The 17,914-nt window shown below is 47.0% G+C and carries 12 protein-coding genes; 9 read left to right on the forward strand and 3 right to left on the reverse strand.

Annotated features, from left to right (window positions below):
• Positions 1-89: 89 nt before the first annotated feature.
• From AC1S5B_RS18100 to dinB, 6 genes are all read left to right on the forward strand, one after another.
• On the forward strand, positions 90-779 hold the full coding sequence (locus tag AC1S5B_RS18100; protein ID WP_482037093.1) for an AAA family ATPase: 690 nt from the start codon (positions 90-92) through the stop codon (positions 777-779).
• On the forward strand, positions 776-1,756 hold the full coding sequence (locus tag AC1S5B_RS18105; protein ID WP_482037094.1) for a ParB/RepB/Spo0J family partition protein: 981 nt from the start codon (positions 776-778) through the stop codon (positions 1,754-1,756). The genes AC1S5B_RS18100 and AC1S5B_RS18105 overlap by 4 nt, the downstream gene beginning before the upstream one ends.
• A 128-nt stretch (positions 1,757-1,884) precedes the next feature.
• Entirely contained in the window at positions 1,885-2,949 is a 1,065-nt protein-coding gene (locus AC1S5B_RS18110) for a PDDEXK nuclease domain-containing protein (protein WP_482037095.1), read from the forward strand.
• Between the two features lie 123 nt (positions 2,950-3,072).
• Positions 3,073-5,151: a helix-turn-helix domain-containing protein gene (locus tag AC1S5B_RS18115; RefSeq protein WP_482037096.1), complete on the forward strand. Its 2,079-nt coding sequence runs from the start codon at positions 3,073-3,075 to the stop codon at positions 5,149-5,151.
• Between the two features lie 1,594 nt (positions 5,152-6,745).
• Positions 6,746-8,506 (forward strand): hypothetical protein, encoded by a 1,761-nt coding sequence (locus AC1S5B_RS18120; RefSeq protein ID WP_482037097.1) that lies wholly within the window; start codon positions 6,746-6,748, stop codon positions 8,504-8,506.
• A gap of 31 nt (positions 8,507-8,537) precedes the next feature.
• Positions 8,538-9,635 (forward strand): DNA polymerase IV, encoded by a 1,098-nt coding sequence (gene dinB / locus AC1S5B_RS18125; protein WP_482037098.1) that lies wholly within the window; start codon positions 8,538-8,540, stop codon positions 9,633-9,635.
• Here dinB and AC1S5B_RS18130 read toward each other — a convergent pair.
• Entirely contained in the window at positions 9,620-10,555 is a 936-nt protein-coding gene (locus tag AC1S5B_RS18130) for a cobalamin-binding protein (RefSeq protein ID WP_482037099.1), read from the reverse strand. The genes dinB and AC1S5B_RS18130 overlap by 16 nt on opposite strands.
• 156 nt (positions 10,556-10,711) lie before the next feature.
• On the opposite strand from AC1S5B_RS18130, the gene topA reads away from it, so the two are divergent.
• The 3 genes from topA (at position 10,712) to recD2 (ending at position 17,238) form a co-directional block, all read left to right on the forward strand.
• On the forward strand, positions 10,712-12,919 hold the full coding sequence (topA, locus tag AC1S5B_RS18135; protein WP_482037100.1) for a type I DNA topoisomerase: 2,208 nt from the start codon (positions 10,712-10,714) through the stop codon (positions 12,917-12,919).
• A gap of 157 nt (positions 12,920-13,076) precedes the next feature.
• Complete coding sequence (locus AC1S5B_RS18140; protein ID WP_482037101.1) at positions 13,077-14,774, forward strand: P-loop NTPase fold protein; 1,698 nt, start codon at positions 13,077-13,079, stop codon at positions 14,772-14,774.
• Positions 14,775-15,003: 229 nt separating this feature from the next.
• Positions 15,004-17,238: an SF1B family DNA helicase RecD2 gene (gene recD2 / locus AC1S5B_RS18145; RefSeq protein WP_482037102.1), complete on the forward strand. Its 2,235-nt coding sequence runs from the start codon at positions 15,004-15,006 to the stop codon at positions 17,236-17,238.
• A 108-nt stretch (positions 17,239-17,346) separates the two neighbouring features.
• Here recD2 and AC1S5B_RS18150 read toward each other — a convergent pair whose 3' ends face one another.
• Together AC1S5B_RS18150 and AC1S5B_RS18155 are read right to left on the reverse strand one after the other, a co-directional pair.
• Positions 17,347-17,778: a Tn3 family transposase gene (locus tag AC1S5B_RS18150; RefSeq protein WP_482037108.1), complete on the reverse strand. Its 432-nt coding sequence runs from the start codon at positions 17,776-17,778 to the stop codon at positions 17,347-17,349.
• A 3-nt stretch (positions 17,779-17,781) separates the two neighbouring features.
• The coding region (locus tag AC1S5B_RS18155; protein WP_482037109.1) for a transposase at positions 17,782-17,914 on the reverse strand (133 nt) is incomplete at its 5' end.

The raw sequence follows: 17,914 nt of genomic DNA on the forward strand, positions 1-17,914 counted from the left end.
CCATTTAACCAAAACGTTTTGGTTAGTTTCATGTTTCACCTTGCTGAATCGGTGATACTATCAAACCATAGATTTTGGTTATTTAACTCATGCCCAGATCTAAAATTGGGGAAGATGTCAGTCTTCCCACAAAACTACCCAAAATTTTGGCATTTACAAATCAGAAAGGAGGGGCGGGAAAGTCAACAGGAGCAGTTCATGCTGCTGATTGGTTTACGCAAAAAGGCTGTTCTACTCTTCTAGTTGATGCAGATGGACAGCAGAGTTCATCAGGCTGGCTCAAAGAATTAGGATTACCTTGCAGGGTGATTAGTGATCCAGAGGAGTTGTTTGATGAACTGCCAAAGTTAAGCGAACACTACGATATTGTGATTATTGATGGACCTGGAAACGCAAGTGAGGTGACAAAGGCAGTACTCATTCGCTCCAACCTTGTTTTGATTCCTTGCCGAGACTCAATGATTGATTTGGCAAGTACTGGCAAAATTGTACAGTTTGTTCGTCAAGCGCGCGAGATTAGAGGTGGTCTGCCAACCGCAGCCGTGTATTTGAATGCTGTCAAGGACAACACGATTTTGCTGCGAGAAGCTCAAGAAGCTTTACAAGGAGGCATTCTACCTTTACTAAATACAGTTCTTCCAGATCGGCAATGTATCAAAGATTCACCAGGACAGGGTAGTACGGTATTTCGGATGAAAGGAACGTCCCCTAAATCCGCCGCAAATGCTTACAACAAACTTTTGACAGAAGCATTGAAATTATTTGAGTCTGAATCATGACAACACGACGTAAGTTGAAGGATGCGATCGCTGGTAATGAAGAATTGAGTTTTGTCTTCGGTCAAGGAGCGATTCAAAAACTCGCTCAAGCTGCTGAAGCAACAAAGGAGCAATTAATCCCATATCACGATATTCTCTGCACTTTCACGTTTGTTCCTGATGGTAAGCCAGTTAGACATTACTACGACCCAGAGGAACTCCAGCAGTGGGCTTTAAATGATATCAAGCCGAACGGAATTCGATCTCCCCTTTGGGTTCGCCCTCATCCTGATCAGTCAGGTAAATATGAACTGGTTGCCGGGTTACGCCGATTTAAAGCAGCAGGAATCATTGAACTTGAGACGGCTCCAGCCAAAGTATTCAATTGGGACGATCGCACTGCCTTTCACGCTGCCATTTCAGAGAATGCCAATCGCCGAGACTTTAGTGCTTTGGAGGAACTGGACAACACATTACGCCTGCTTGAAATTCAATTAGGGTGTGACGTTGAAGCGGTTGTCAGTCTACTTTACCGCATGAACAACGCAGCAAAAGGGACAACTAACCAAAACGTTTTGGTTAGTCAGGAAGCAGAACTAGTCAAACAAATTTTCGACTCTTTTGGACGCATTACCTGGCAATCCTTTGTTGCCACACGATTGCCTCTACTGAAAAAGCCTCAGGAGATTTTAAATGGAATTCGTCAAGGGAAAATTCACTATACTAAAGGAATTTTGATTGCCAGCCTCAAAGATACAGATATCCGACAGCAAATGCTGACAGAAGTTGTTAGCAATTCCCTCAGCTTATCCGAAATTAAGCAGCGGCTTAAACTTCTCAACGACAAGTCAAAACCATCCGAACCAGCAACTTTGAAGCAGCGATTAAACCGGACTATTCAATTAGCTAAAAAAGATAAAACGCTTTGGAATAACCCGGACAAGACTCAACAGTTAGAACATTTGCTTAGTCAGCTAGAGGCTATCATCACAAGTTAACTCTGGATCTGGAAAGCTTCATCATTAGCTACTCTAAGTACCATACTCCTAAGTTGCCAACATAATCACCGCCTTCACCACAATCGGCGAGAAATGTACCCATTTTCGATTCAAATCTAGTTTGCTATATGGCTGATTTGTTCAAATCTGAAGATTACGAAATCTTTCTGCACGGGCTTAAAGAACGCATTCGGACTGCTCAAATACGGGCAGCACTTGCGGTCAATCGAGAATTAACATTGCTGTATTGGCAAATTGGACAAGATATTCTACAGCGGCAGCGGCAGCAGGGCTGGGGGGCAAAAGTGGTAATAAAGCTTGCCAAAGACTTGCAGAACGAGTTTCCAGCAATGAAAGGCTTTTCTCGGACAAATCTCCTTTACATGAGAGCTTTTGCCGAGGCATATCCCGATGAAGCGATCGTCCAGCAGGTTGCTGGACAAATTCCCTGGTTTCATAACTGCACATTACTGGACAAAGTAAAAGATCCACAAGAGCGTCTATGGTATATCCAGAAAACGATTCAGCAAGGCTGGAGTCGCAGTGTTTTGATTCACCAGCTTGAGCGAGGACTATACCAGCGTCAGGGAGAAGCACTAACGAATTTCCAAACGACCTTGCCTCAGCCACAATCAGACCTAGCGCAACAGGTGTTGCGCGATCCGTATAATTTTGATTTTCTTAGCTTAGGAAAAGAAGCGCAAGAGCGGGAGCTAGAAAATGCGCTGGTTAAACACATTCGAGAATTTTTGCTGGAATTAGGAGTTGGATTTGCGTTTGTCGGAAGTCAGTTTCCAATTCAAGTCAGTGGAAAAGAGTACAGATTAGACTTACTGTTCTATCATTTTCGCCTGCACTGCTTTGTGGTAATTGACCTCAAGACCGTTGATTTTGAGCCAGAGTTTTCCGGCAAAATGAACTTCTACGTTTCTGCCGTGGATGACCTGATGCGAAGTCCTCAAGACAATCCAACGATTGGGATTGTTTTATGCAAAACGCAAGACAACACGATCGTTGAGTATGCTCTGCGAGATGTGAATAAACCGATTGGGGTTTCTACATACCAACTTCGCGATGCTTTGCCAGAATCATTGAAGGGTAACTTGCCAACAATTGAGGAACTGGAGACGCAGTTGAATGTTTTGACAGTTGAGTTAGAGGAGGATGTGGATGCGAGCAACTTGACAAGTTAGCAGAGTTGGATTCTTAAGGCTGAAAGAGCAATTGCCCCATCGTTGATGATTGCGCTTATAGTATGAGCTAACATTCTCGGTTGTCCTGTTATCGCTCCTTCATCTCAGTCTATTTTCCTCGCCATGGCATCCCAAAACCATCCCTCCTCAACCACCAAGTCATTAAAAGCAATCCCTCATACTGCTTCATCCTCGCCCCAGGCAGAGGAAGTTTATCCAGTTGCAAAAGCTTCTGAGTGGAATGTGGAAGTGGCATCTGTGAAAGACTCATCTTCTCTGAAAACTAATGAAGGAACCTTGTGGGCAACCATTGTTCAAGATGTCCTAACTTCCGAATATTTGCAAGGTCTAATTCAAACTTTACGAGAAGAGTCCTCTCTACCAGAACTTGTCACTGATCCACTGTTTCAGCACTTGCTCAATACGTATAAAGATAAAGTAGAAATAGCAGTGCAAACAGAAGGAATTAACGCAGTTAATACTAATTTGCCTCACTTCAAGGTCATTAACAATCGCAAACAAAATACCAAACGTCTCGAAATAGTACTTGATAATGACAAAATTAAGAATTATCTAAAGCATTCTTTGACCGAGTTCTTTACTCATGCTGGAATCTGGATGGGATTTGCCAGAGTAGTTGGCACAAATCTGGTTATTTGGGCGATCGAGAACCTAGAAAAGACCATTGGAACAGAAGCATTTCAAAAATTATCCGATCCTGATATTGGGCAGGCAATTGGACAGGAGTTGCATAGCCTCGCCCCAACTGTCTTATTGGAACGAAGCGAAATCATCGGACAAATCCATTGTCAGGAGATTGCCCAAAAGATCATCACCGGATTTCAGCTACCCGATTGCTCCTTAGAAGACATGGAGAAACTCTTAGGGCTAAAACAACGTCCGCTTCCTAACAAAGAGACAAACTTGGATATCGACCCAATCGCCGTATTGCCCACATCGATTCCCATCGCCAGCAGTATTCGTGCTCAGTTACGCCCTGATCTCTGGCAGCAAAGCGCGGACGAAACTGCTGTATTTCATTATCGTAGCCGCAGTAATCCAAACAACTTTATTGAACACTTCATCACTAATCCCGGCGATATTGAAATGCTACCCTGGGAAGCCGCAGAGCAAATTATTAACAAGTTTGGGTTTGATACTGTTAAGCTACAACTGATTTTTGCATCCCGCACCATGGAAGAGGATGAACCCTGGAGTAGTGGATTTACGTTACGTGCCAGCGACATTGTGCATCTGTTGGGTTGGGATAAGAATCACAGTACAAGTCTATCTGAGAAACGGAGTTCGGTTGCCAGCACTGCTTATGCCCTCTCATGCCTATTGGTAAAGTCTGTTTGGGTTGAAGGGCGTGGAAAACGTAAAGTTGATGCCAGTACGCCCATTGGCAGAATGTGGGATGTGCTGATTGACGTGCATGGACAGTTTGACTGGGTGACGGGCAAAATTGAACGCCCAGAAGAGGTTTATATCACCGTGAGTCCGGGACTATGGACAAAACATTTTCTCAACCGTGCTGGTAGCCGCGCAAAAGAGGCATTGCACCAGTTTGGTTATCTTGCTCGCGACATCCTACAAATTGATCCGTACCACAATGAGTTAGCGCTACGACTCGCAATTCAACTCACCCTTGATTCTCGTATTCGAGTTCGTAATCAGCATCCCTACGACTATCGCGTTGGCAGTTTGCTAGAAGAAGTGCTGGCAAAATCAGACATTGACAAAGCCGTTCAGGATAAGTACAAGGCGCGAGATCTCAGAAATCGCTGGAATAATGCTTTGAAGCTCCTGATGAGCCTAGGTTGGCAGATCGAGTTTGATCCAGAGACCTATCCTAACTGGTTGCAGCCTAACAGCACCGCCGCCAAACCTGAAGACTGGCGTAAAGTTCGTGTGCTAGATCGGCTGCTTCGGGCAAAAGTAATGATTAAACCACCCCATCCGATTCCGACGTTGTTAGCAAAAATTAAGGAGCCGAAGAAATCTAAAACCTTAGAGGCTGAGCCACTCCAAGAATTAACTGGAGAAGAAATTCGGAAAGCGCGTGAAACGCAGGGTTGGAGTCGTAAGGAATTAGGCGGATTTCTGAATTTGAGTGCGGACTACATTGGTAAGTTAGAACGGGGCGATCGCATGGTGACTGCCGAACTAGAAACTACTTTGAAAAAACTTTTACATCTATAGCAATTTTGTCTCAATGCAGTTTTGTCTTAGCTAATACTCCTTCGCGGTAGATAATTTGCCCAATCGTTTCTACGAAAAAACACTCTGTATCAAGTCACCCTTGCTTAAACGAGAGGTATTGCTCTCCATCATTTAAAAAGACAACATACCACTCAATCAGACAAATCACTCCGTATCTCGTCACTTTAACCCACAAAAGCCAGGAAGAAAAAGAGAAGAAATCCCTGACTAGGGTAGCCTTTGGAGACTTATACTAACGTCCTTAGTTGGAGTAACAAGACTCATTTACAATTGGCTGCGTGTTCGTGAAATAAGACAAAAGTCTCCGAGTGTAGTCACAAGCTAAATTGTCAGGACTTGCATCAACATAACAATCAATTAACTCGAACAGTGTATCGATGATGGCGAATTTGTGACATAAGCTCTGTGAATTTGAGAGCAACCATTTCCAACGGCACCTAATCAAGACAAAGAACTCCGTTTATCCTCACCAGCGTTGTCATCATAAAGCGTATGTTCAAAGCCCAATTCAAAATACTAAATCAAATAAGACAATACCTTCCGTATTCAATCACTTAGTAATTGCCCACCCATTCACTTTGCAATGCCAAATTATCCTTATCCCACTTCTGTTATTTCTATGCTTAAACTCCCAAAAGCCTATCCCATAATGCTTAAACTGTGAGATAAGCAACTCCGTGTCATAACACTTGCTCCTATTTTGAAATTCGCGATCGCCCTTTCCTTGCCAGCAAAAGCCCTCAGACAATTTACTCCGAATCGAGTCTCTCTAATTAGTTAAGCAACTTAATTTATCATCAGCAAATTGAGACTATTTTCTCCGAGTTTTATCACTCGCTCACATATATATGATAAACCCACAGATTGAAATCGTTGACTTATAAGGCTTTTGCCTTTTATCAACAACGAATACGCATCTTCAGTTAAAAATAGAGGCAAGACAGGTTTCTCCGGATGCTATCACCGCAAAAAATGATAGGCTTAGCTAACTTAATGGATTGACAAAATCCTGAATTACGCTCTATGTAAGGGTTTCAGGTATTTCAAGTAGTAGAATTTTTTCTGATGGCTGCTTGTCTTTTTCAAACTGCTTATGTTGTCTCACCTAAAATACTTGTCTTAAAACGGTCGAAAGTGCTACTACACAAGCAATCATAGATGAGACAAACTACTCCAGATCAACTCACTTATTTATCCGTTTCGTGTCACTTGAAGTTCCGTATCATGTCACTTTGCAAATTTGAGATCCCTGATGCATAAAGGTTATAAGTACATGAGACACTCTTAATCAGTCTGATAAGACTGATCAGAAAAAAATAGAGACAGAGGAATCCTGGCAAGATAGCAGCGACCTTAAGTTGCTTTCTGGAGTGTTTGTATCGTCGCTACATCTGTCACAGAACAGTTTCAATATATCCAGGAGTGGGACGATAAATTTCTCGCGCTCTTTCCGCATCGGCACGACTATATCTACGCCAACCATCCAGAACCTGAACACACACCCGATTGGAAAACCGAAAGCCGTCATCCCCTCTCAGATCGCATCCTGCGTCAAGGCTCCTCCCTCTTCGGGGTGCGCTTTGGCAAAGAAACTAACTACTGCGTCCTCGACATCGATACCAGCAGCCTCTATCATCCCCAGCGAGATCGCTTTGCCGTCTCCCGCATCCTGGCGGTACTGGAACCCTTGGGACTGGTTAATGCCGTTCTCTGCACCAGTTCCTACAGCGGCGGTCTACATCTCTACTTCCCCTTTCCAGTCGCCCAAAACACCTGGAAACTCGCGATCGCCGTCACAACCCTATTAGAAAACGCTGGATTTCGCCTGAGCGCCGGACACCTAGAACTGTTTCCCAATCCCAGACCCTATGCCCTTGAAGGGAGTCTCAGCCTGTTCAATGCTCATCGGTTGCCGCTACAAGCAGGCTCCTATCTATTGAACCATGACTTCCAAGCCATCTGGAGTGACCCGCACACCTTCGTCGAACACTGGCAGTTTGCCCAGAACCGCAACACCGTGGAGCGCAAAACTCTACAACGACTGCTCAAACAATTTCAGCGCCAGCACTATCGCATCTCAGGCAAAGCCGAAAAGTTTGTCAACGACCTGAACGCTGAAATTGAACTGGGCTGGACGGGCGCTGGACAAACCAATCGGTTGCTCGGTCGCATCGCCATGCGTGCTTACATTTTTCACCACATCCTCTGTGGGGGTAAACCCTTAACAGGACAAACATTGATTGATGCAATAGTCACCACGGCTCAATCCTTACCCGGCTACGAAGAGTGGTGTCAGCATCAGCATGAAATTGAACAACGAGCCGAAGAATGGGCAAGATGCATTGAAGGCAGCCGCTACTTTCACTATGGAGATGGGAATGGCAAATATAAATCGAAAGCAGAAGCCAGTCAGCCAGAACAACTCAGTTGGAATCAACAGCAATCCCAAGCGGCACGAGACCGGATTCGACAGGCGATCGCAGATCTCCTCAACCACAACACCTTACCCAGTGGTGCCACTGCCCGATGGCAAGCACTCATTCAATATGGCATTGGCGGTGCCTCCCTTTATAGTCACCGAGACTTATGGCATCCCAACTATCAGTTGCTTCTAGCAACTGAACCTGTGGAACCCCCCCCACACCCCCCAACTTCAAATACGGATGCCCAGTTAGATTGCGTTAGGGACGCATCTAACTGGCACAATCCTACAAGCTTATTATTAGAGAATGGCGGTAATGACTTATCAGAAAAGGATTTGAGCGATCGCTTGGGGCAAGCGTTATTCTCAGTAGGCGGTAATGCTCAGGTAGATCGAACTTCTAGACGTTCTCAACAAGGGGGAAGGGAGTCAAATGGACGTGATCCCACGATTCAACTCCCCTTATTTAACCTGCAAACTGGGTTGGATGTGGGTCAAGCGGCGGATCAAATCCGCCTTGAAGCAATGCAGGCAGCTCCGATTGCTCGGATGCAGCGATATTTGGAATCGGGTGATCCAATTTTGATGGCGGAGGCGATCGCGTGGGCTGAAATTAATCCAGAGATATTGCAGGTGGAGCGCCTGAATCTCCCGTTATTCGAGGCTTTGGAGTTGGATGACTCGGCGCGGGATCTATCTGGGGTGCTGGCGGCTATATCGGTGCAGATTCAGCGATTGGGATGGACGCGAGAGCAGGTGGGCGATCACTTGGAGCAATTGTTGGGTAAGCGTAGTCAGGCACAATTGGATGATATGGAGTTGGCGCTGTGGAATCTGTGGCTGGAGGGGCTATCTAATTCCAGAAGGCATGAACCAGAGAGTCAAATCGGCGGCTATCCTAAAGAAAACTGATGTAGATTTTAGACTCCCGGCGGGGCTATGTATGTCTCCTCTTCGCAAAATTATTCACATCGACATGGATGCGTTTTTCGCATCTGTGGAACAGCGGGATAATCCCCTGTATCGGGGCAAGCCCATTGTGGTAGGCGGTAGACCCGAACAACGCGGAGTGGTGGCTGCTGCCAGCTATGAAGCGCGTCAGTATGGGATTCACTCTGCGATGCCGTCTCGAATTGCCAAGCAGCGCTGCCCTCACCTCATTTTTATCCAGCCGCGATTCGAGGTTTACAAGGAGGTCTCGCAGCAGATTCGAGAGATTTTTCATCGATACACTGATTTGGTTGAGCCGCTTTCGCTGGATGAAGCCTATTTGGATGTGACGAGCAACAAGCTTGACAGTCCTTCAGCCACTGAGATCGCTCGGGCAATTAAGCAAGATATTCACCAAGATACGCACCTGACTGCCTCTGCTGGAGTTTCTATGAACAAGTTTCTGGCAAAGATTGCGTCTGGACTGAATAAACCGGATGGTCTTACCTTGATTTCACCCGATCAGGCAGAGGCGTTTGTGGAGTCGTTGCCGATTGAAAAGTTTCACGGTCTGGGGGCGGCAACGGCTGCCAAGATGAATGCTTTAGACATCCATTCAGGGGCAGACTTGAAGCAGTGGTCAGAAGCTGCTCTCATCGAACGGTTTGGTAAAGCAGGACGCTTTTATTACAGGGTTGCAAGAGCAGAGGATGATCGCCCGGTGAATCCTAATCGCATTCGTAAATTGATTGGCAGTGAGCAATCGTTTGCAGCAGATTTGAGCGATTTGGAATCGATGTTCAGCAAGTTAGAATCGCTTTCCAGGCAGGTCAAGGAGCGGATGGATCGGTATCAGCGCTATGGCTATACGCTCACATTGAAGGTGAAGTACGCTGATTATGAGCAAATTACTCGCAGTCGAACGATCTCGGATCTATTGAAGGATGCGGATGGTATCTATCACCTGGCAAAGGAGTTACTGCTGCTCCATCTTGATCCCCAGCGAAAGGTGCGATTATTGGGAATTACGGTTTCTAACCTACTGGAGCCATCTCAGTCTTTAAGCCATGTGCAGTTGTGTCTTGAGTTTGCCTCTTACTCGCGGTACTGACTCCAGCCACTGCCTTTGTATTTGGCATCGAACACCGTCGGGTGCAGGATTTCCGTCAGGATTTCTAGTGAGTCCACCAGCCGAGGACCGGGACGGTTGAAGTAGGCATTGCCGTCGGTCAGATAAAGCTGCTGCTGGTTGACTGCCCGTAGCTGCTGCCATTGTGGATGGGTTGCTAATGCCTGCTGCATCTCCTGATGGGTACGAGGGAGGTCAAATCCGCAGGACATGATGATGATCAGGTCTGGGTCAGCTTCAAGCAATGTTTCCCAGGAGAGGTAGGGGGAATGCTGCCCGACTTTCCCGAACAGATCCTGTCCACCTGCCAGTTCCACTAATTCAGGTATCCAATTGCCACTGCCCATCAGCGGGTCAATCCACTCGATCGCGGCGACTTTGGGGCGATCTCCGGCTGAGATGGCTTGTGTTGTCTGCTGACATGCCTCAACACGGGCTTTTAATTCTGTCAGCGCGAGATTGGCATCGACTTCTAGCTGATTGGCAACCCGCTGGATGTCTGCCCATACATCGATCAGCGTGTGCGGTTGCAGAGAAATGACCTGCGGCTGGGGATGGCTGAGGGTGGCAACGGCTTGCTCAACCAGAGCGAAGTTGACGGCGCAAACATCGCACTGATCTTGCGTGACGATGTGGGTTGGTTTAAGTTGTTCCAGCACATCCAGCTTGATTTCATAAATGCTCAAGGTCGCTTGGAGTAGTGTTTGCACGTCGGCATCAATTTGGGCGCTCGGCTTTTCGATGTTGAGTCGAGCAGCGGTACAAATTGGACGGGCTTGAATCTCTGGTGGATAGTCGCACTCATGGCTCCGCCCGACTACAAACTCAGTCAGTCCCAGTGCCGCTAGAATTTCAGTGGCACTGGGCAGTAGAGATACAATCCTTGGCACTGATTTAGGCATCCGATCATTCCTGTCTTCAAACGCCACCCGTTTGTAGTCTAAAGGAGAATCAGAATAATGGGTCTTACAGATCGAATTTGATAGCAACACACTCAGTACAGTTTCCTCTTTTTCAGATCGCCTGTACTATTAAGAAATTGATTGGAAACTAGCTGCATGGCGAACCTGCTGTTGATTGAAAGTCCGGGCAAATCCAAGAAGTTGAGTCAGATTCTCGGTCCTGATTGGATTGTCAAAGCCAGCATGGGGCATGTGCGCGAACTGGCTAATGATGGCGAGGATGCGCTGGGCTTTGATCTGCTTGATCAGCGCATTGAGTGTCGCTATGAGCCGAGAGATGCTAGAAGCAAGAAGGTGCTATCAGACCTACGGCAGGCGGTGAAGCAGGCGGAGACGGTCTACATTGCCACTGACCCCGATCGCGAAGGGGAAACGATTGGCTGGCATTTACAACAGGAATTGCGACTCAAAAATCCGCGTCGGGTAGTCTATAGCGAGATTACGCCCCAAGCGGTTAGAGCGGCGATCGCCCACCCGCGATCGTTGGACCAATCCCTGATTGCCGCTGGACGGGCACGAGATTGCCTCGATAAGCTGGTGGGCTATAAGGGCAGCAAGCATGTGGTCTGGCAGCTTAACATTGGCGCGAAGTCCATGGGGCGGGTGCAAAGTGCCACGCTACATCTGCTCTGTACGCGAGAAAAGGAAATTCAAGCGTTCCAACCCCAGGACTACTGGAGCGTTTGGGTGGAGTATGGGGAAGGGTTCAAGGCGCTTTATCGTGCCAAACGGAATGCCAATCCTGGAGCAAACTCGGCAGCCGTAACCGAACAACCGGATGATGCAGCGGAGGGCAAGGAAAGCCAGGAATCCGATAAAGTAACCAGTCAGGCAGAGGCAGATCGATTGGTGGCGATCGCTCGTTCTACGCCGCATCAAGTCGTAACTGTCGAAGGTAAAGTTGCCCATCAATCGCCACCGCCACCCTTCATCACGTCATCCTTGCAACAGGCAGCGGGTGCGAAACTGCGCTTTAGTCCTGACAAAACGATGAAGGTGGCGCAAGCACTGTATGAAGCGGGTCACATTACCTACATGCGAACGGATTCAGTGATGTTAGCCGAGCCATTTTGTGTAGCCGTGCGGCAATACCTGGAGCAGCATGATTCAACGAATGTGCCCAACAAAACGACGCGACATCGGGCAGTCAAAGGAGCACAGGAAGCGCACGAAGCAATTCGTCCTACGGATGTCAATCAATTGCCTACCCAACTGCAAGCGAGTGCAGATGAGACAAAGCTGTATGAGTTGATCTGGAATCGAGCTGTGGCTTCTCAGTGTTGCCCGGTGCGGTTGCGAAAGACACGAGTGATAACAAAATCGGGTACGGTGCAGTGGGAAGCAACCGGACAGGTGGTGGAGTTTCCGGGCTATACCCGCTACTGGAATAACTTGAGTGCCGATAGCCAATTGCCCGCCTTACAGCAGGGACAGCCGTTGACGCTGAAGCAGGCAGACTCAGAAAAGAAGCAAACCCAACCCCCACCGCGCTATACGGAACCAAAGCTGGTGCAGTTGATGGAACGTAAGGGGATTGGGCGACCCAGTACCTATGCGCCCACCATCAAGACGCTGAAGGAGCGGGAGTATGTGCAGGTAGAGAAAGGTAAGCTGCAACCCACATCGTTGGGAATGGAATTGGATGGAGCCTTGGAAAAACTACTACCAGAATTAATTCAGCCAGAGTTTACGGCAAAAATGGAGTTGGCGTTGGACGCGATCGCTCAGGGAAAGCAGGATTGGCAGGGGTATCTAACCGATTGGCACCGCACCTATTTTGCACCTGCGTTGGAGAAGGCGGGTCAACTCCTGAAATCAAATACGATTCAAAGCGGGAACTCTACGGTTGCGCGATGCGATAAACCTGCCGCTGCGCGAACGTCAAGCTCAACCCAGTCAAAGCCACAGGCAACAGTGACAAAAACTGCCTGTTCCAAGTGCGGGGAGGCGATGAGCAAAGTTCCCTCTAAATCCAAGAAGCTGAAGGCGGATCATTTTCTCAAGTGTGGAGCGGCGGGCTGTGGAGCCGTCATGTTCTGGAATCCCCAGGGAAAACGGTATGAGGTGCCCTATGCTCAGCGCACTCCTGACCCAGAAGCGTTTACGGATGTTCCCTGTCCGGTTTGTGGCGCATTGCTGGAACGGTATCGCTACACGAAGGAGGGGAAGGAGAAGGTGATGTTGCGCTGTTCGCTGCTAGAGAATCGGCGCGGGAAGTGTAAGGAGGTGGCGTTTTTTGAGGGACGGGAGGGCTTTTGGTCGCCCAAATTTGGCACGTTGAAGATCGAAAGTTTGGTGAAGTAAGAAGGGCGATCTCACCTTCTATTTCCTCTACGAGCGCTCTAACGTTTGTCTTGCGCCATTGCTCTCTTCTAGTCGTAGACCAAACTCGGCAACCTCGACTCAATTTCTCTCTACGCTAACTTTAGTGTATGTCTTTACAATACTTCCCATAAACACTATGACTAATCATAAAAGTACATCCAAGGCTGGTTTAGAGCGTAGAGGAGTAGAAGAAGCGCTTCAAGCGTTCTTAGACCTAAACAATAAGGCTAAAGTTTTTGCCCTGAAGGGAGATTGGGGAGTCGGGAAGACGCATTTTGCAAAAACACTCTTATCTAATAAAAATAAGGAATATTACTATGCCTCTGTCTTTGGCATTTCATCTATTGATGAATTGAAAATTCAACTATGGAGTAACTTTCAACCAGTCAATAAGGAAGAAAAAAACAGATTTTGGGGTAATCAGAAGCCTAGAAAAGGTTTAAAGCATATAAAAGAAATATCAGAGAGTATAGAAAAAGCAACAAAAGGCATTCCATTAGGAGGAATAGTCACTTCTTCTTCAATTTCATTGATCAGCAATGTAATCATCAACAATGCGCTTAAAGAGAAATTAATTTGTATAGATGACCTTGAAAGAAGCTCAAAAAAACTGCGGCTAGATGAACTATTAGGTTTCGTTGAAAGTCTTGCCGAAGAATATAAGTGTAAGATTATACTTATATACTGTGAAGATAAATTTGATGAAGAAGCAAAAAAGACTTTAAATGAATATCGAGAGAAGGTTATTGATATTGAAGTTAAGCTAGACCCCAGTGTAGAGGAAAATTTTCATCTAGAGTTTGACAAAGATGATCCCGATGAAGAGATTATCTTTAGTTATTTAAGAAAGGAGTATATTCAGACAAACAATATTCGTGTTCTTAAAAAAATACGATGGGTTTTAGAAAAACTTAGACCTTATATTAAAGATTTTTTACCAATTATTCGACAGCAAATAATCGAAGAAGCCATTTTTATTTCACTGGCAAAGTTTGATAAGAAATTTTCTATCGATTTGGATAGACTACTATCTCTAGATGACTACCAGCAGTTACTCGGTAGCGAAAAGGATAAGGATAGAAATCTCTATTTTGCAGCAATGAATCTTGGCTATTCTGGATCTACAGTAAGTGATGAGATCGTTCATCTGGTCGAGACATCAATATGTGATTACAAAAAAATTTATGAAGCAGGTAAACAACTTAATGACAGAGAGCAACAAAATAAAATTAGAGAAAGACTACGTGAAGTATATGTTTCCTACTCTGAATCCTTTGACTCTTCCGAAACGGAACTGTGCAAAAAAGTGACAGAGTTTCTTGACAATTACTGCCTTTTTCTAGATTACCATGAGCTGAGAGAACTTGAGAATATTACACAAGCTGTTGATTTAGACATGTCTAGTTATAAGAGAGCTTGGCTCAAACATCAAGTTGATAGTTCAGATACTCCTCAGTCATTAAACTATTTACAATCTCTATTTCAAGAGTTTCCTGACTTGATGTCTGAGCTTGAAGAGAAAATCAAGAGCATTGGGGAGACAATGAGTATTACTCAGGTGCTAAGCAAGGCTCTTCAAAATAAATCTTGGTCTGAAGTAGAAGCTAATTATTTGAATGAGCGTACTGTAAAAGACTATAAAGAATGGCTTTTAGAGAGGCATCCTGATAAATCCTACTTAATCAAACAAGGACTAAAAAAAGTAGATGAGAAATGTTCTCAAGCCTTGAAGCAAGCTATCATTGAATTAGCTCAGAAAAGTAAGTTGAATGCTACGATGGCGAAGCACTTATACGGCATAGATATTGAAAATAGAGATACTTCTGAGGTGTAGTTGCCGAGGAATCTGCTGTCTTCAGTTGAAGTAACTCCTGTAATGAGATAGCACTTGCGTTGTCAGAGACCGTAATCTCTCTCAGCAAACGCGCGATTTAAAGGAGCTACAACTAGATTCGTCGCTAGGAAATCCTCACTACCACGCAAGTGATGTATGCCCAATAATCGCGATCGCCCCAAGCGGCTATCTTATAATACGTTTGTCCTGAGTAATCAGAGAACGCGAGTTGAATGAGCAACGCCAACAACCAGGAACCCATCAGGCTCCTCCCGTGGAGTCCCTGCAAGGCGTGGTCGAACGGCTCACCTACCACTCCGAAGAATCTGGCTACACCGTCGCTCGTCTGAAAGCTCCCCGCACCAGCGAACTCATTACCATTACAGGCAGCTTTGCCAACATTCAGGCAGGACAAACCCTGCAACTGCAAGGTATCTGGAAAGATCATCCCAAGTTCGGTGCCCAGTTTCAGGTGACGCAGTACCGGGAAACTAAACCCGCCACCATCACCGGAATTGAGAAGTACCTGGGCAGCGGCTTGATTAAAGGCGTGGGATACGTCACGGCGAAACGCATCGTTGCTCACTTTGGGCTGGAAACGCTGGACATCATTGAGAACCAGATTGAGCGTCTGGTAGAAGTTCCCGGTATCGCCCACAAGCGGGTGAAGCTGATTCAAACCGCCTGGGTGACGCAAAAGGCAATCAAGGACGTGATGCTGTTTTTGCAAAGTCACGGCGTTTCCACCACCTATGCGGTCAAGATCTACAAGCAGTATGGGGATGAGTCGATCGCCACTGTCACCCACAATCCCTATCAACTGGCAACGGATGTCTATGGCATTGGGTTTGTCACCGCTGACGCGATCGCTCGGAATCTTGGCATTGCTCCCAGTTCCCAGTTTCGCTACCGCGCTGGCATTCTGCATGTGCTGGGGGAAGCCTCTGAAGATGGGCACTGCTTCTTGCCCCACGATGAGTTAATTGGGCAGGTAGTGAAGCGATTGGACATTGAGGATCACCATCCCAATCCTGACTCTGTAGAGTTTTTGATTCACTTGATGGTGCAAGAGCGGGAGTTGGTCAAAACCGAAACGCCGATCACTGGACTGGAGCAATTTGGTTACTATGCGCCACCTTTTTTTGCAGCCGAATATAAGCTAGCCGAACGGTTACAACAGATTTTGAGACAGCCGCTTCAGGTTGATGCAACTCGTGTCCAACAGTGGATTGCGCGGTTTATCGAAAAAACGGGAACGCCACTTTCGGAGCAGCAGCGCCATGCGGTCGAGATGGCAGCGAGTCAGCGAGTGTTGATCCTCACAGGAGGTCCAGGGTGTGGCAAGACATTTACCACCCGGACGATCGTGGCGCTGTGGAAAGCAATGGGGAAGTCGATTGCCCTCGCATCGCCCACGGGACGGGCAGCCCAGCGGCTGAGCGAGATGACCGGGCAGGAGGCAAAAACGGTGCATCGCCTGCTGGAGTTTGACCCCAAAACGATGAAGTTTAAGCGCGATGTAGACAATCCCATCCCGGCTGAGGCGATCGTGGTGGATGAAGCCTCCATGTTGGATCTATTTCTGGCAAACTCGCTGATGAAAGCCGTCTCCCCCAATGCCCAACTGTTACTGGTGGGGGACACGGATCAATTGCCTAGTGTGGGACCGGGGTCGGTATTGCAGGATTTGATTACCTCTGAACAGGTTCCGGTGGTGCGGTTAACTCAGGTGTTCCGACAGGCGCAGGCTAGCCACATTATTCGCAATGCTCATCGCATCAATGGAGGACAGTTCCCGCAGTTGGAGCCAGTGTCGAATGCGCCTCAGTCAGATTGTCTGTGGCTGGGTGCATCAGAGCCAGAACACGGAGTCCAGGCTATTCGAGAGCTAATGGGCGACTTGATTCCCCAACAGGGCTTTGACCCAGCCAGCGATGTGCAGGTGCTTTGTCCCATGACACGGGGAGAGGTGGGCACTCGCAATCTCAATATGGTTTTGCAACAGCTCGTCAATCCACCTAGCTCTAACAAATCTGAGATTGTGCGGGCAGGGATGATGCTGAGGGTGGGCGATTGCGTCATTCAAAAGGTCAATGACTACAACCGGGAAGTGTTCAATGGCGACCTGGGCATAATTGCAGCGGTGGATGTGGAAGAACAAGAGGTCGTGGTGCAATTTGGAGAGCGATCCGTGAGCTACGACTATGCGGATCTGAACGAAATCACGCTGGCGTGGGCAGTGACAATCCACAAGAGCCAGGGGAGCGAGTATCCGGTGGTCATTCTGCCCATCTACATGCAGCACTATCTGATGCTGTCGCGGAATCTGATTTATACCGGGTTAACCCGTGCCAAAAAGCTGGCAATTGTGGTGGGTCCGCAGAAAGCGATCGCTCTTGCAGTCAGGCAGGTTAAGGATCGCCAACGCTACACGCTGCTGGATAAACGGCTGCGAGAGAAATAGGCTGGATAGAGATTAATGTAAGGTCTAGAACCCGCGTGCGCATTTGAACAGAAAGTTACGGTTTTGAATTCGAGTATTACCGAAAGCCTTGGACTGTAGGATGTACAGCTATAGATCATCAATGAAATACGTTCCATTAGGCACGACATGCCTGAAGGGGAGCAGAGAGATGTGAGATAGAGTTTCATCCTCAATCAGTTCCCCTTGTGCTCTCATGCTTTCGACGATTTCATTGACCTTGATGGTGTTCCAGTAGAGGATCGCATTGGAAACCAGACTCAAGCAGCTGGCTTTATTCATAATTTCCTCGTAATCCCCCGTCGTGAACTCACCCTGATCAGCAAAGAAAACCCGACGTGGCAGCTTGTGTCGGTATTCCCCTTTGTTGAGTTGGCGTTGCACCGTCTGCCGCAGACTGGCATCGGTGAGATAACGCAAGATATATTGAGTCTTGAGGATACGACCGAGATGGGTAAACGCCTTAGAGGATGTTTGTAAAAGAGTGTTAAGGAGTTTCTTTCTTCCACCTTCTGCGATTATTGTCTAGTCATTGTCTAGTCGTCGCAGCATCAACCGAATCATGGCAACATACACCAACCCCTCATGGTTCTCTGGCAATCGTTCGTAGTCGCGGGTTAATCCTCGACAATTTTCTAACCACGCCCAAGTTCGTTCC

The organism is Leptolyngbya sp. CALU 1928 (assembly GCF_056784215.1).